This is a genomic window from Pseudoalteromonas sp. CO348 (genome assembly GCF_004208845.1).
GTDB classification, from domain to species: domain Bacteria; phylum Pseudomonadota; class Gammaproteobacteria; order Enterobacterales; family Alteromonadaceae; genus Pseudoalteromonas; species Pseudoalteromonas maricaloris.
Window position 1 is genome coordinate 1 of record NZ_SGPI01000034.1, and the last position, 15,927, is coordinate 15,927.

Genomic DNA, 15,927 nt, shown 5'->3' on the forward strand with positions numbered 1-15,927 from the left:
TCATCAAGAGCCCGGATATAAGCACGCAATCACACCAATAATGCTAAAAATGGCTTGTACAATTGGAGGAGTCCATATAAGCGGATTTATTCCGCGATGTTTTATGAAGAGATCGCCGCGTGACGCGGCTCCTATCAGTGGTGGCTAGTGTGGTGGGAGCGGATTGGCTCCGCAATGTTTTATGTAGAGTTCGCTGCGTAAAGCGACCCCACCTGCGTGAAGTGGTTTTTACCAGTGGGATCTAGTATGGTAGGAGCGGATTTATTCCGCGATGTTTTTTGTAGAGTTCGCTGCGTAAAGCTGCCCCTACCTACCCAATTATTAAAGGAATGTTCTATATGACTCCAAGTGCGTTACGCAAAGCTGTTAATGCCTTTTCTAATGATACTCAGCATCAACCGGATTATTATTTTGTTGAAGGCTATTTGATTGGCAAAGTTGCCATTAATGATATTGCTGAAATACACGAGTGGTTGCCTGAGCTCTTTGGTGATTACACGGCTATTTACCGTGCTCAATTAGAGGCCTTAATGGATTTGCATGAGCAGTGCGTTTCAAGCTTGGATGGAAAAACTTATAAGTTGCCAAAAGAGTGTGCGCTCTCTAAGCAAGACTTTGCAGCATCATTAGTAGAAGGGGCTCCGTTACCGAGCTTTTGCCTTGGTCTGCTCAAAGCTTTGGATAAAGTATCTTTTGAGAACTTATCACTAGAGCAGAAAGGTGCGGTAAGTGAATTACAACAACAGCTCACCGGATTTACTAGCATAGATGCAGCAAAGGCGGCATTTTCAAACGCTGAGCCTATGGTGCCTTTTGAGCGAGAGGCTCATGACGTAAAGCGTTATTTGGCAGGCGCGATTATGGAGTTAGGGGATACTTTAATTTGGGATCCTGAATTAGACAACGAGTTCGGAACGTTTGAATTTGAAGAAGATTTTGATGAAGAACAAGAAGAAATAAGAAACTCACTGATTGAGAACTTACTCAAATTGACTCACATCGATTCAATCCCTTTACTTGACCAGTTTATTCATAATGAAGAACAAGACTTTATTACGCCTGATTATATTGAGGAAAATCAAGGTGATTTTTGGCTTATCCACGAAACCAGACCTTATATGTTTATTCGTTACCATAAAGCGTGGATTTACTTTTGGGCAGACAGAGTACAAGAGGCAGTTGATGAACTAGACGTGCTGCTGCGACTTAATCCAAACGATAATCAGGCCTGTCGATACCTGTATGTGAACGGTTTAGTTATCTTAAAGCAGTGGGATAAACTGCAAGCTTGCCTTGATGAATATGAAGAAGAGAGTATTTTTATGCTATCTGCAGAGGCGTTGATGCGTTTTGCGCAGGATGGCGAGAGCAAAGCCTTAAATGAGCTAAAAGCGACAATCAAAGGGTACAATAAGCACTTTATCAAGATGCTTACAGGTCAAGAGAAGACTAAGCAAAAAGAGATATATGGCTACACATTGGGTTCAAAAGAAGAAGTCTTAAGTTATATAGATTGTGGTGGCAAAAAAGCCTGGTTAAGCGTTGAAGGAAGCCTCTTTTGGCTGCGTAAAAAATCATAGCGGACTTTGGATAAATTAAGCAAGTAGAGATGCAAAGCTAAGAACTGTTCACCGGTGAAGTTGACCTTCACCGGGGTTATCGACAAGGTTTTCTCGCCTCGAAATAGTTCACTTAATTAAGCGAATTAGTATTAGAAGTCATATCGGATAGAGGCTGCAAAGCTTCGTCCCGCACTTTCAAGTCCATCTAGGCTTTCTGTCATACCGTGGCCTGCAAGATTGCCGTGTTGGTAGTAAGTTTTATCAAATAGATTACGGATAGCTAAATTTACGGCAGTATTATCACCCAATTTAACTTGTGCTAACCAGTCAATCGTGCCGTATCCAGGAGTTTGGTATTTACCAGTGTTCACTTTGGTCATTTTTTTAGCAAAATTAAGGATAAGATCTGAACTCACCATATCATTTTGATACTTGAAGCCTAGGTTCCCTGACAGCGGATTAATGGAACTGATATATTCATCTGTCTCATCATTTTTACCATCTTGATATGTTGCGCTAAATGAAACAGACAATGTATCGGTAGCATAGTAAGTGGTGGAGAACTCAGCTCCTTTGATCGTAACTGAATCAATGTTCTGGTATTGGAATTTGTCATGGTTATAGGCAAAGTTTCCTTCATCATCCAATATGGTGTCACGGCTTATAAGCTCTGTGGACAAGAAGTTGTCAAACTTATTGTGGAACAGTGCAGTTGAAATAGTAAAGTCACCGATATGGCCACGTAATCCGAGTTCCAAGGTGTCACTTTCTTCTGGACTTAAATCCTCTGCTGGTAAGATTTCATATAAATATTCTGCAGAAGCCTGATTGTAGTGTTCAATATAGGCTAGATCATAAGGCGGTACTTTGAACCCTTGGCCGTACTGAGCAAAAACAGAAAGCATGTTGTTTAGATAATACAAACCACCTAAATTAAACGATAAATGTTGATCGTCTATTTTCGCAAATTTTGTACCGTCAGTCTTTAAGGTACCGCTTGGGTCCATGTTGTAATAATCGAAACGTAGGCCTGGTGTAATTATAAGTTTGTCATCTAGTAGCTTTATTTCGTCATTGATGAATAGGCCAGCGCGAAGTGTATCATTTTTCGGGAATTTATTAGTAATGTCATCTTTGGTGACTTCGCCTTCCACTTCTCGGTATTCACGCACTGTGCGTAGGCTCTCAGTGGTTTCTATATCAACACCGTAACCAAGAGTATGTTGCTTATCGAGTGCTTTACTCGCGTGAGAAATAAAACCATACGTAGTTTGCTCATAAGTACCGGTTTTCCACATGTCGCGTTTTTCGATAACACCAAACATAGGCGCGTTAATATCGAGTAAAGCGTACTCTTGATCGTCTTGAACACTGTTTGTGTAATACAAATTAAACTGTGCTGTGTCCCAAACGCTATTGCCTGTATCGTTGTGATAACTCAGGCGGAACGAATCTGTGTGCTTTTCGGTCTCTGTACTTTCCGTCGCGATGTTGTAGCCATATTTAGCTAGACCACGGAAATATGCCAATAGACCATCGGCAAGGTCGCCACTTACATCTTGGCGCCACAGATCAGCAGAAACATTGACATAATCTTTGTCGTTGAAGTTGTATTTTAATTTGTAAAGTAAGCTTTGAGAGTCTATATCAAAGGGAGCGCGGGTGTTGTGCTTATTTTGTTCCTCTTTACCATCTCTGGCTGTTAGGCTCAGTAAGTGGTCAAAATTGCCATGCTGGCCTGCTAGCGTTGCACTTAGATTAGTTTGTTCACTGAGGTCGCTATAGCCTATCCTTACACGTGCGCCAAGATGCTCATTGTCGCTAAGATAATCACTGGCATCTTTGGTGGTAAATACCACAATACCCCCCAACGCATCGGAACCATAGAGAGATGAGCTGGCTCCTTTCGCAACTTCAACTTGTTTTATCGTATCAGTATCAATAAAACCTCGGCCCACTATATCGTTGAGTCCATCCGCGCCATAGCCTTCATTCATGCGCATACCGTCTTTTATGATCAATACTCTATCGCCGCCCATAGCTCGAACCTGAATATTTTGTGCACCACCTATACGACCCGTAATCTTTATACTTGGATCATACTGAAAAAGCTGATTTACATCGGTGATTACTTGTTCTTCGATGTCTTGGCTAGACATTACGGAGATACTAGCTGCTACGTCTTTAAGTGGCTTCTCACTACGAGATCCACTAACAACGATAACTTCTAAATCATCTGCGGAAACCGCGTTATCGGCTAACGCAACCGTTGATCCAGAAGCAATAATTGAGGCGATAAGTAGTCGCAAATAGTGTGTTTTTGCAAAGCGCATGATGAGATTCCTATGAATATTTTATTGCTGAGCTGCTACTAAAATTTGCGAAGATCATACCTCTATTATTAAAAAGATCAATCTAAATAATAATAATTTCTATTTGTGTTGTTGTAAGTTATTACATTTTCAAGTACATTGTCGCGATAATTTATAGAGGGGAATTATTGTGAATATACAAGCAATAGAAATGCTAATGGCCAATGTATCTGAGCTGCTAATGACGCCAGTTATTATTGTAATATCAGTACTTTTTGTTTACGCATTTTTTGCACTTGGACGCTTTGTATCCGAATTTTTAATTCGTAGGAAAAGTCGTTTGTCATACCAACGTGGAATAGATAATAAGTCGTTACAAAGCTACAACGGCTTTCATGTTCATAACTATTTTATTGCGAATCCAAGCGCATCTGAAGATGAGTTAGAGGTGTTTGCGTTAAAGCAGCTCGAAACGCTTCGAATTGTTACGCGGGTTGCTCCAATGCTAGGTCTTATCGCGACAATGATCCCAATGGGGCCGGCGTTAAAGGCGCTCGCAGACGGTAACATTCAGGGGATCAGCGAAAACTTAATTATTGCGTTTGCTGCGGTAATATGGGGACTTGTTATTTCTACACTTACTTTTTGGCCCGCTTCGGTTAAGAAACGTTGGTGCGCTCAGGAGTTGATCAACATTCGAAAACTGAGAGGGGAATAATTTCCATGCGCTTTTTAGATGAAGACGAAGAATTAAACCCTATTGTGAGTGCCGTAAATTTGGTTGATGTTTTTTTGGTGATTATCGCTGCGTTACTGATTTCTATTGCGCAAAATCCGCTCAGTCCATTTACATCAGAAAATGTCACTGTGGTAAAAAACGCAGGTGAACCCAACATGGAAGTGATTGTGAAAGAAGGCAAGGAAATTAAGCAATATAAATCTAATGGAGAAATAGGCTCTGGAGAAGGCATGAGAGCCGGGGTCGCATATAAAATGGCAGACGGTAGTTTTGTCTATATTCCAGAGAATGAAAAGAAAACTGAAAACAATGCGAAGGAGACAAACAGATGACCCGACTATTCGCGCTGCTCATTTTAGCTTTGTCTTCTTTCCAAAGTTTTGCACAGCAACAGCCTGAAGTGTTGATTATGATGTCAGGACATGCTTCTAAATCAAAAGGAGAGTTACTGCTCTCGTTGGCTGAAGATCAGCCTTTTAAACTGACTAACTTTAGCACTCGTGGCAAATCAGAAGATGAGATCCGAGCCGCTTGGCAAAATGCTAAGTTGATTTTACTGGATGGTATTAATCCTATGCTGTCACAGTATATGTTTGCAGATTACACATCATATTTGACAGATTATCCAGAGGTTCCTGTGATCTCTTTAGGGGATCTTGAAAACATGAAAATGAATCAAGGGTTATCCCTATCGCAGCATACAACATTGGGCGCATACTACAATAATGCAGGTAGCCAAAACTACCGTAACATGATGTTGTACATATCGACTAAGGTATTTGGGTTATCGAGTGAAGCGCCAGAGCCGGTAAAGGTAGTGCCAAATGTAGGTCTATATCATCCTGATTTTAAATCTAGCGTTACAGCTAATCAAAGCGAATTCTTTAACTGGTTGGATGTTAAAGACAATCAGCCGGTTATCGCGATTGCTATTCACCGCTCTGTAATTGACTACGAGCAACAGCAAGTCGTGGATGCCTTAATCCATGGATTACAAAAGAAAGGAGCAAAGGCGCTCGCCTTTTTCTTTGAAGGTAATGACGAGTCATTGACTTACCCGGAGCTATTAACGGATGAGAATGGGGCGAGAGTTGATTTGCTCATTAATTACCGCTCACTTCACTACGTAGAAAAGCGTCGTGCTGAGTTTGCTCAAATTGGGGTGCCAGTTATTCATGCAATGAATTACACCGAAGGTAATGAAGCTGCTTTTAACCAAGATCATGCTGGCATTTCTCCTTCGTTAACGCCATTTTTCTTAGTAATGCCTGAGGATACAGGGAGTGTAGATCCGAGCATCATCGCTGCGAATGATAAAGGTGTGAAGGTGGTAATGCAGGCGCAGCTTGATGCGCTGGTTGAGCGGGCATTTAATCACGCGAATTTAGCGCATATTAAAAATCGTGAGAAAAAAATCGCTACATTTATCTGGAATTACCCTCCCGGAGAAAAAAATATAGGTGCTGCATTTTTAGATGTTCCAAGCTCAATTGTGAATATTGCCGATGCAATGAAAGCCAAGGGTTACGATGTGAAGCAAGCTCATCCAGAGCAAATTATTGAGCAAGCTGGCAAACTTTTACGTCCTTATTATCGTGGAGAAGATGCTGAAGCACTGGTTGATGTTGGTCTTGCTGATTATATGCCTTTATCCACTTATCAGCGTTGGTTTGACTCTTTGCCACAACACGTTACATCGCCAATTGTGGAAAAGTTTGGCAAGCCAAGCGAAAGTACCATGGTGCGTGAACACAATGGTGAACCTATGTTTGTTATTCCACGGATGGACTTAGGCAACATGATAATTTTGCCTCAAGGGGTTCGCGGCAGTAACGCAAAAGAGCATTCAGCAGCCTATCACAGCACAAAGTCCGTTATTAACCATGGTTATTTGGCAATGTATTTGTATGCTAGAGAGACGTTTGGTGCGGACGCGGTAATTCACTTAGGCACGCACGGCTCACAAGAGTGGTTAAGTGGTAAAGAGCGCGGATTATCTGTGTATGATGCGCCGAATTTGGCAATTGGGAACATTCCGGTGTTCTATCCATATATTATTGATAATGTTGGTGAAGCGATGCAAGCTAAGCGTCGAGGCCGAGCGACTATGATAAGTCATCTTACTCCAGGGTTTGCCAAAGCAGGGCTTTATACGGACGTTGCTGAACTTAGTGAGCTTATTACAAATTATCTGATGCTTGCTGAAGGCTTGACGCGTGAGAATACACGGGCAGAAATCATTACCCTCGCAACTAAGTTGAATATGCTGAAAGACTTAGGACTTGACGAAAAGGCTTTATCTCAAGCGTTCGATGCACATATTAGTAAGTTGCAAGATCATCTTAATACCTTAGCGCAGATGAGCCAACCTTTAGGGATCCATATTTTTGGCGAACTACCGGAAGAGGCGCATCTATACAGCACAATCTTACAAATGCTTGGGGACGACTTTACTCACCTTGCGGGTGAGTATGAACGTGAGCATGGTTTAGCTTTCGCAAAAGAGCAACAAATTGATGAGCGTAACGTTGTAAAGCTTGAAGCACTTGAGGGTTTTCAGTTATTGCAGAGCGTGTTGGGTGGGCAACAACAACTAGAGTTACCTGACACCCTTAAAGGACCAATTGACTTAGCAAAAACCTATTGGGATAACTTCCATCAAATCGCTGAACTAGAGGGCTTACTGAATGGATTATCAGGACAATACATACCTGTAAGTCACGGTGGTGATCCTATTCGCAATCCTGCAGCTGTGCCCACAGGTCGTAATCTGCTTGGTTTTAATCCCGCAAAAGTACCATCAAAAGAAGCCTATGAAGCGGGAGTTAACATGCTAGAGCAAACTGTTGCTGATTATCAGGCAAAACATGGGCGATATCCTCAAAAGCTCGCATTTTCTCTTTGGTCCCTAGAGACTATGCGCCATCAAGGGGCGTTAGAAGCACAAATTTTACACGCGATGGGTATAAAGCCTAAATGGAACCCACAGGGTAATATTATTGGTACGGAAGTGATCCCATATTCTGAATTGGGGCGTCCGCGAATTGATGTGGTGATATCGGCAACAGGTCTTTATCGCGACGCATTTCCTAACGTAATGCTGTGGTTGGCTGAAGCCATTGATAAAGTGGCGAAGATGAAAGAAGAAAACAACTTTGTTTATCGCCACGCTAGCAATTTAAAACAGCAGCTTATAGAGGAAGGAAAATCTGAGGATGATGCTGATTACCTTTCATCGGTGCGGATCTTTTCGAATGAAACAGGTGCTTACGGTACTGGCTTGGCGGGAATGAGCCTTGCTTCAGATACGTGGGACGATGACAGTAAGCTTGCGAATCTTTACTTAGACCGGATGGGGTTCGGTTATGGCAAAGATGAATCTCGTTGGAGTGAGAATCTTTCAGAAACAGGACTCTATGCTAAGGTGTTATCGGGTACAGATGGCGTTGTATTTTCTCGTTCGACTAATCTATATGCTTTGATGACTAATGATGATCCATTTCAATACTTTGGTGGAATTGGTTTAGCCGTTCGCAGTCTGGATGGTAAAACTCCAAAGATGTATGTAGCGAACTTACGTCGAAAAGGACATGAGAAAACCCAAACATTAGATCAGTTTGTGAGTAATGAAATGCGCAGTCGGTATTTCCATCCTCGCTGGATACAGGCAATGCAAGACGCGGGGTATGCTGGGGCAACGGCAATACTTGATCGAATGAACAACATGTGGGGTTGGGAAGTGATGACACCCGAAGCGGTCAGGGACGATCAATGGCAAGAGTTCTTTGACGTGTATGTTGATGATAAGTATGACATGAGGATGCGAGAGTTCTTTGAGCAGCATAATGCCGAAGCATTAGCACAGATCCTTGAGCGTATGCTTGAAGCGGTTAGAAAAGGGTATTGGAAAGCCTCTCCTGAGACATTGAAAAAGATGCTAGATACTTACACCGAAATTGCAAATCAACATGATGTAGTGACCGATAATAAAAAGTTCACTGAGTATGTTGAACAACAAAATGCGGGGTTTGGTTTAGTACCCTTGATGCCTGGGCAAGCTGTGCCTAACGTTGATATGACAGCAAGTAAAGCCAATATGGAGCAAGTGACTGGTCAAAAGTTAGAACAAGTCGCTCAAGGCAAGGAAGTTGAAACTGATTATACCTTGTGGTGGCTACTGGCAGGAATTTTCTTTGCGGGTATGCTGCAGCCCTTGGTTCGACCTATGTTGACTTCTAAAACATACACTTGATAGCGCTACAAATAAGGCAATATTTGTAAACACCAGTAGAAACACAGCAAGTCGAGATAGGCTTGTTGTGTTCTCACTGTACTTTACCTATTTGCAATAAACTTACTTGTTTTGATTGGCCTTGTGGGCTAATAAATGTGAGTTATTCTCAAATGTAAAAAACTGTAAAAACAAAATAAATTTTAAATTCCATTAAAAACAATGTGTTGTAAATACTATTCCTCGCTCTTACATTCTATTCCGAAAGTTTATTACTAGAGCTATAAAAATTAGTTATATTTTATAGTTGATAAAATAATAAAAATCATTATCATTCGCAATCTCGTTATTTTGGGTGTAAGTAAAAATGATTCGCTTTATTGTTCCTTTTGTTTCTTCAGTAATTATCTTCCCCGGTTATGCAGCCAACGCGGACTCTAAATCCATTGAAGTGATAGAAATTGTTGCAAACAAAGCTGAAAAATCTTTGTTAGAGCTTTCCGGTAGTGCGGCTGTACTAAGTGATGATGATATTGAACAGCTTGTAGCAACACAGTTGAGCGATTTGTTTAAAACGGAGCCAGGTGTGGCGATCACAGGTTATAGCGGTCGTCCTCAAAATATTACCATTCGCGGTATGTCAGGTAATCGCGTACTGGTGTTGCAAAATGGTAGTAGAGCTGCGGATGGTTATGGCGCAAGTGACATCAACGATCTGGTTGGGCGATTTAATTTTGATTTGGAAGACGTCAAATCTATTGAAGTGGCAAAGGGACCAGCCTCAACATTTTTTGGGGCTGGTGCACTAGCTGGTGTGGTTAAAGTGAATACCAAACAAGCAAGTGATTATCTAAGAAGTGAAGATAACTATTTAGCAATTAAAAGCTTGTACAACGGTACCAACTCGGAGGTTAAAAACACACTCACTGGTGCAACTGGATTTCTTGGGTTACCTGTTTTACTAAAAGTCAGTGACTGGCGTGCTGAAGAGCAGCAAAACTTTCCCGAGTCACGCGCTCCGCTAGACGTTAAAGGTCAAAGCGCAAAATTTAGTAGTCAGTACGAATCAGGTTTAGGCCTTTTTACATATGATTTTAGCTGGTTGATACAGCAGACAGAAAACAAAATCAAACCGGAAACCGTGCCCCAACATGACGGTGCGTGGCAGGTTGAATCTCAAAAACAACGTGAACTCCAACAAACTCATAGCCACAGCGTTAAATGGCAATCTGTGAATTCATCTCTCATCTTTGATGATGCGCTTGGACAAATGTTCTGGCGCAAAACACAGCACGAAAACGATACTGAGCAACTAATCAGCCGTCAATTTTTTGAGGTTCAGACTCGATATAGGCAGCTGCTTTCGGAAGACCGTTTTTCTCAGACCAGTTTTGGTGGCGTATTAGATTTTGCTAAGTCTTTTGGCAATCATGAACTGATGTATGGCATTAGTGCAGAACAGGTTGAGCATGAGCGTCCTAAAGTCGATACCGTGATTGAGAATGGTACGCGGAAAGTGACGATTGACGCACCGTTTAATGCAGCTAAAACAGTGATACTTGGTGCTTACGTTGGTGACGATTGGCAGATTAATAGTAATTTTAGGGCGTTAATTGGTTTGCGTTACGACCATAATGCACTATCTGCTGAAGGTGACGAAGACACGAGTTCAAATGAAGTCACAGCTAGCGCACAAATCAGATATGAAAATAGTTATGGTTTTAATGCTTACGGAGCATATGCACAGGGCTACCGAGCTGCACCATACGATAAAGTATATGGCAATATTCCTCATTTATTTGCCTTTCCTCCGTTTGAAATTGTTGCCAATACTCAGTTGAGAGCAGAAACCAGTGATAGCTTGGAACTAGGGTTTTCGCAAACAATTGATAAATTGCATTTTGCCAGCAGTATTTATTACACCCGCTACGACGATTTTATCGATTGGGTGAACATCCGTTTAAGATTAAACGATGGAGTAATGGAGCGCCAGTTTGTCAATATCGATGAAGCGTATACGTTCGGTGCAGAAGCCGAGGTAACTTATCAATTAGAGTCACTAATGTTTGGCGCAAATATTGGCTGGATGAACGGAAAGAATAAAGACAAGCAAGAATACCTAAGAAATCTTATTCCGCTTGAATATACGTTTTATGCCAATTATGAGTTCAGTGACTTTTTAATCAACCTGCAATGGTATGGACAAAGCCAGATGACTGACTTACCTACGTGCCAAGACCCATTTTTAAATGTAGAAATACCTTGTCAGTCAACAGGAAGTTGGCACAGCCTAGATTTATCAGTGAGTTACACACTATCAAAAAATTGGAAATTCAATACCGCGATAAACAATGTGCTAGATAAGCATTATACCCGATATCAAGATGTTGCTGGTCAATCCAATTCCGACTTCGACTATTCACAACCAGGTAGAAACTTTAGAGCATCTATCCAGTATAAATTTTAAAGGGTGACCATCTTGAAAAAAACATTATTACTATTGCTACTGTGGCACCTAGGTGCGACCGCGGCAGAGCTTCAGTTTGTTACTGGTCGTGCTATAAACTCACAACAAGCTGAACAGTTACTTGAAACCAAGTTAGCAAGAAAATATCAATTTTCTTACCGTCGTAAAGGTCAGTTTGGTAATTATTATAGCTTTATGCCTACTTATGACGCTTTGCCAATATTTAATATCGTGGATAGTGTTGCAACGGATCAACAAGGACTAGCATTTCGATTGTATGTTTCTCATTTTTCGACGTTAAACGTGGATGAAGGCACGGTCTCTGTTGCTCCTTCTATTGAGCAGGTTGGTGCATTAATTGATAAACAAGTTGACCATTTTTCGATAGAAGAAATTAAGCGAGGGTGGTGGCTTGAGCAGCAAGGTTTAAGATTTGTTTGGAACGTATTAGTAAGTGAAACCTTGCAAGGTCAAGTCGTTACTCAGCATTATTTTATTGATGCTGATGCCACTAAAATCCTTGGTCAACGCGGCGCTATTCCTGCCTACCGAAGTGAAGTTGAGCCTGAATACTCAGGTCGAATCAAGCAGTCATGGTTATTTGATCCAGACCCAAAAACGAGCTTAATGAGTGAAGACATTGAGCAACAGTTTACACCGCAGACTGAATTTGCGGATGCAGCATTTAGACTTGTTGAGCTTAAAGATTTAACGCTAATTGGCAACCAGCTAGCACTGACGGGGCCTTATGCTCGAGTAACTGACTTTGCAGAACCACACGAAGTTGTGGAAATGTTGCCTGTAGCTGGTGTCGCAAAAAATCATCATAGTTCTGCCAGCTTTTTACAACAAATGGCCTATTTTCACGTCGATTCTGCTCAGCGTCATTTGCAGGAATTGGGTTTTACTGGCGATAAGTTGATCCACTATGCGCCGATCACCATAGATGCACAAGGTTCTTATAATGACCAGTCGGCATATTCATTTCACCAAAAACGGATTTTACTAGGAGTTGGGGGGCATGCGGACGCGCAGGATGCTGATGTAATATGGCATGAATATGGACACAGTGTTACTAACTTCATCAATCCCTATGACGACGGTGCGGATAGCGGTGCAATTGGGGAAGGGTATGCCGATTTTCTCGCCGCAAGTCATAGTTACCGAGATCCGCAAGGCTACGAGTTTGAGCCGGATGTTATGTTTAACTGGGATGCTCGTTTTGGACAACGTAGACCAAGAACGTTAAATGATAGTAAAGCTAGGTATAATCCAAATTATCACTACCCAGCCCATATTCATGTTGCAGGTTCCCTAGGTGATCAGCTTTGGTCCACACCATTATTTCAATCCTTCAAAGAAGCTGAAGCGCATTATGGTGTGAAAGGCATGAATGACATGGAGAAGATTGTTATTGAAGCTATGTTTGGCCTAGGGGCGGGGATCACTATGCCCAATTTAGCGCTGTCTACACTCGATATGGCAAAGCGCCTGTACCCCAATGAACACTATGCCGACATTTTACAACGGCATTTTAGTCATCATAACTTGTTGCCAAAATTATTGGTAATTGAACAAGCCAAGGTCATTGATACTCTCACTTCAGATCCCTCTGTGGTCGTGAATATCAAAAATATCAGCCCTTACTCGCTTAAAGATGTCCAGTTCGCGTCAACTGAGGACTCAACAATAAAAATCGCAACTCAACAGGTTGGCGATATTAAGGCTGGAGATTCGATAACACACACTTTTTCCATCACCTTCGATGATGCGTTTGAATTGAGTTGTGGGATGAGTGCTTTTGTTCCGGTATTGGAGAAGTATTCGACAGGGATCCCAGTATTGAATCAAAGCCTACAGCAACTAGAAGTTACCTTAGGCCAGCCAAATCTATTTGTTGTAAAAGGTGAGGGAGGCATACTTAAAGACGCAACCGGAGAACCTAGTGGAGTTGTGCACAGTAAGGGGATCACCAACTTTTACCTTGATGTAGAGCAGCAATCTCTGCAGGTTAGCGATGACCTTAAATTTGAATTACAGCTTGAACACAATGACTTGAGCCAAGTAAGTATAAAGTTAATTAGCCCTGCGGGTGTTGCCGTAGTCATTTGGGATCAAAGCTACTACCCACATTCAAAATTTGAATTTAGTTTGCCTTCTGATGTTGCAAACGTAGATTTCTCGCCACTTGAAGGCCAGTCATTCAACGGCCAGTGGCAGCTTCAGGTTGTAGACCACAAGCCTGATTTCTCCGAACTAATTAATACGCCTACGCTTAAAGCTTGGCAGCTTTCACAAGTTACCGATTATCACTGTCATTCTGCATCTGACGATAAAGAACATACAGATGACCAAGATAATCATCTAGAAAAAATAAATGACAACACGAGTGGCAGCCTGTATTGGCTAAATATTGGTTTAATTTTAATTGGGCTTAGGCGACTCAAAATACACACTAGGAGTAAACATGACATTTAAATTGAAACCGCTTGCGCTTGCGCTTTCGGTTGTAGGTCTCAGTGCCTGCGGTGGGGGGAGTGGTGACACTAAAGCAAATACTGAAAATGAGACAACGGTAGACCCAATTAGTTATTCGGTTTCGATCAGCGTTGATAACGCAGTAACCGGTACTTTATGCGCAGATAGCAACGAAAACTTAGTGTGTGACAGTGTCGAGGTGCAAACTTCAATTACAGATGGAACCGCAACATTAACAAGTGAAGATGTTGCAATCCTTAACCAGAGCTACATTGTGACAGAAGGCAATGTGATGATACTCAGTGCGCCAGCTGCAGTTGCGAATGACGCTAGTATCGTAATGACACCTGCAACGACTCTGGTTTACGCGAATATGATACAAGGCATAAGTAGAGAGCGAGCAATTGAGGCTGTTGTTTCTACACTTAACGATGGCTTATCACTGTCTTTGTCAGCGGATACTTTATTGACAGCGCAAAGCGCAGACTTAGCAAACTTCAATACTGAATTTGTAAAATTGTGGCAGGCTGCGCAACAACAAAGTGAAAATAAGGGGGCTATTCTTGCAGGCTTTGCGATTCAACTTGCAGATATTATTACCGCGATAAAAAACAATAGTCATTTTAATCAGCTAGATAGTTTTGTTGCGAATGCATTAAACTGGTCCGTAGGGTTCCCTATGACTGACACTGGGGTCACTGCATTCGCTAACCTAGATGGCTTTTACAATACCGCTTCTGTTGCGGACTTTCCAGGTCAAGACGCAGATTATGGCCTTGACCTTACACAAAATAATGATGCGGATGGTGCTGCGGGTTTTAGTTATGTAAAACTCAGTGGTACAGGTGAAATGCTTGCAGCTGATGCTGAACAATGGAGCTGTGTAAAAGACTTACAAACAGGGCTAATTTGGGAAGTAAAAGATGCAAACGCAGGTATTCGCCACAAAGACACGTTGTTTGCATTTAAACCTAGCGACCGCGAATCGATTTTTCCTGCTGAAGTGGCTGAAGCCAGTTGTGATAATGCAGAAGGTGTATGCACAGTATCGCAATATGAAAGTTACATAAACAATCTAAACAACGGTGTCGGGTTGTGTGGGCACTCTGGCTGGAAGTTACCTAAATTCAACGAGCTGTATAGCTTAGTGCACTTTGCGAGTACAGATAAGAATGACGGCGATGTTTTACTTGGAATAGACGTTAATTACTTCCCAGAAACACATGCCGGAGACATATGGACAGCAACGCCATCGATAGAATGGCACACTTCTATGTACTATGCCCCTCACATGTGGGCGCTTGGGTTTAACGGTGGTTATATTGGTGCAACGACTTCTTATGAATACTGTGATAGTGCACAAGAATGCGAATATCCAAGTGTATTACCTGTGAGGCTTGTAACTTTAGGAGCAGAAAAATGAGATATTTATTAGTCACTTTGTCTTTATCAATGTGCTTTACTGTACAGGCTATTGAGCAAGCGTGTTCACAAACTATCGAGCGCTCTTCACCTAGCGTAGGTTTTATCGATAATAAAGATGGTACAGTAACTGATAGAGCAACACAGCTTACTTGGATGCGCTGTAGTATTGGGCAAACTTTTAATGCACAAACTTCAAGTTGTGATGGAATGCCAACCGCTATGTACTGGCAAGATGCCCTTAAAACAGCAGAAAAGATCCGGACTTCTCCAGGTCATGCAATTTATCAATACGCGGGTATTAAGAATTGGCGTTTGCCTAATATCAAGGAGCTTAACTCAATCCGTGAAGTTGCCTGTGTTAACCCTGCAGTAAACCAAACGGTTTTTCCTAATATTTTTGCTATCGCTGAAGCTGAAGGCGGGTATGCATATGTTTGGTCAGCTACGCCTTTAGCGTCTGAAGCTGGGGTGATGTATATGGACTTAAATGGTGGAAGTTTAGCGTCTACCTTTGGCTTAGAAGACTATGAGAGACAAATTTTACTCGTAGCCGACAAAGTGACTGAGTAGGCTAGACGCAAAGATTGAGCTGCAAAGAACGATAAGATGAATTCTTTATTTTCAATATTTTATCGTCATACTGAGATAGATTAACGAGGCGCAACAGCCAAGTAAACTGATGCAATAAGCTTGAAATAGCAACAGACCTTAAT

Annotated in this window: 9 protein-coding genes; 8 read left to right on the forward strand and 1 reads right to left on the reverse strand. The window is 41.8% G+C overall.

Going from position 1 to position 15,927, the window contains the following annotated elements:
* Positions 1-338 precede the first annotated feature (338 nt).
* The gene (locus tag EXT48_RS18165) at positions 339-1,580 is read left to right on the forward strand and encodes a UPF0149 family protein (protein ID WP_130165270.1); all 1,242 of its coding nucleotides are present in this window, start codon (positions 339-341) and stop codon (positions 1,578-1,580) included.
* Positions 1,581-1,711: 131 nt separating this feature from the next.
* Here the strand turns inward: EXT48_RS18165 and EXT48_RS18170 are convergent, their stop codons facing one another.
* Positions 1,712-3,895 (reverse strand): TonB-dependent hemoglobin/transferrin/lactoferrin family receptor, encoded by a 2,184-nt coding sequence (locus EXT48_RS18170; protein ID WP_130165271.1) that lies wholly within the window; start codon positions 3,893-3,895, stop codon positions 1,712-1,714.
* A gap of 169 nt (positions 3,896-4,064) precedes the next feature.
* On the opposite strand from EXT48_RS18170, the gene EXT48_RS18175 reads away from it, so the two are divergent.
* The 7 genes from EXT48_RS18175 to EXT48_RS18205 all read left to right on the forward strand — a co-directional run bounded on the left by EXT48_RS18175 (position 4,065) and on the right by EXT48_RS18205 (position 15,784).
* Positions 4,065-4,592 (forward strand): MotA/TolQ/ExbB proton channel family protein, encoded by a 528-nt coding sequence (locus EXT48_RS18175; RefSeq protein ID WP_130165272.1) that lies wholly within the window; start codon positions 4,065-4,067, stop codon positions 4,590-4,592.
* A 5-nt stretch (positions 4,593-4,597) separates the two neighbouring features.
* The gene (locus tag EXT48_RS18180; protein ID WP_010607457.1) at positions 4,598-4,945 is read left to right on the forward strand and encodes a DUF2149 domain-containing protein; all 348 of its coding nucleotides are present in this window, start codon (positions 4,598-4,600) and stop codon (positions 4,943-4,945) included.
* Positions 4,942-8,865, forward strand: coding sequence for a cobaltochelatase subunit CobN (gene cobN, locus EXT48_RS18185; protein WP_130165273.1), 3,924 nt, complete (start codon positions 4,942-4,944; stop codon positions 8,863-8,865). The genes EXT48_RS18180 and cobN overlap by 4 nt, the downstream gene beginning before the upstream one ends.
* A 346-nt stretch (positions 8,866-9,211) precedes the next feature.
* Complete coding sequence (locus EXT48_RS18190) at positions 9,212-11,311, forward strand: TonB-dependent receptor (protein ID WP_130165274.1); 2,100 nt, start codon at positions 9,212-9,214, stop codon at positions 11,309-11,311.
* A 12-nt stretch (positions 11,312-11,323) separates the two neighbouring features.
* The gene (locus EXT48_RS18195) at positions 11,324-13,789 is read left to right on the forward strand and encodes a proprotein convertase P-domain-containing protein (protein ID WP_130165275.1); all 2,466 of its coding nucleotides are present in this window, start codon (positions 11,324-11,326) and stop codon (positions 13,787-13,789) included.
* Positions 13,779-15,212, forward strand: coding sequence for a DUF1566 domain-containing protein (locus tag EXT48_RS18200; RefSeq protein ID WP_130165276.1), 1,434 nt, complete (start codon positions 13,779-13,781; stop codon positions 15,210-15,212). Before EXT48_RS18195 ends, EXT48_RS18200 begins: the two co-directional genes overlap by 11 nt.
* Positions 15,209-15,784 (forward strand): DUF1566 domain-containing protein, encoded by a 576-nt coding sequence (locus EXT48_RS18205; RefSeq protein ID WP_010607462.1) that lies wholly within the window; start codon positions 15,209-15,211, stop codon positions 15,782-15,784. The genes EXT48_RS18200 and EXT48_RS18205 overlap by 4 nt, the downstream gene beginning before the upstream one ends.
* Positions 15,785-15,927 lie beyond the last annotated feature (143 nt).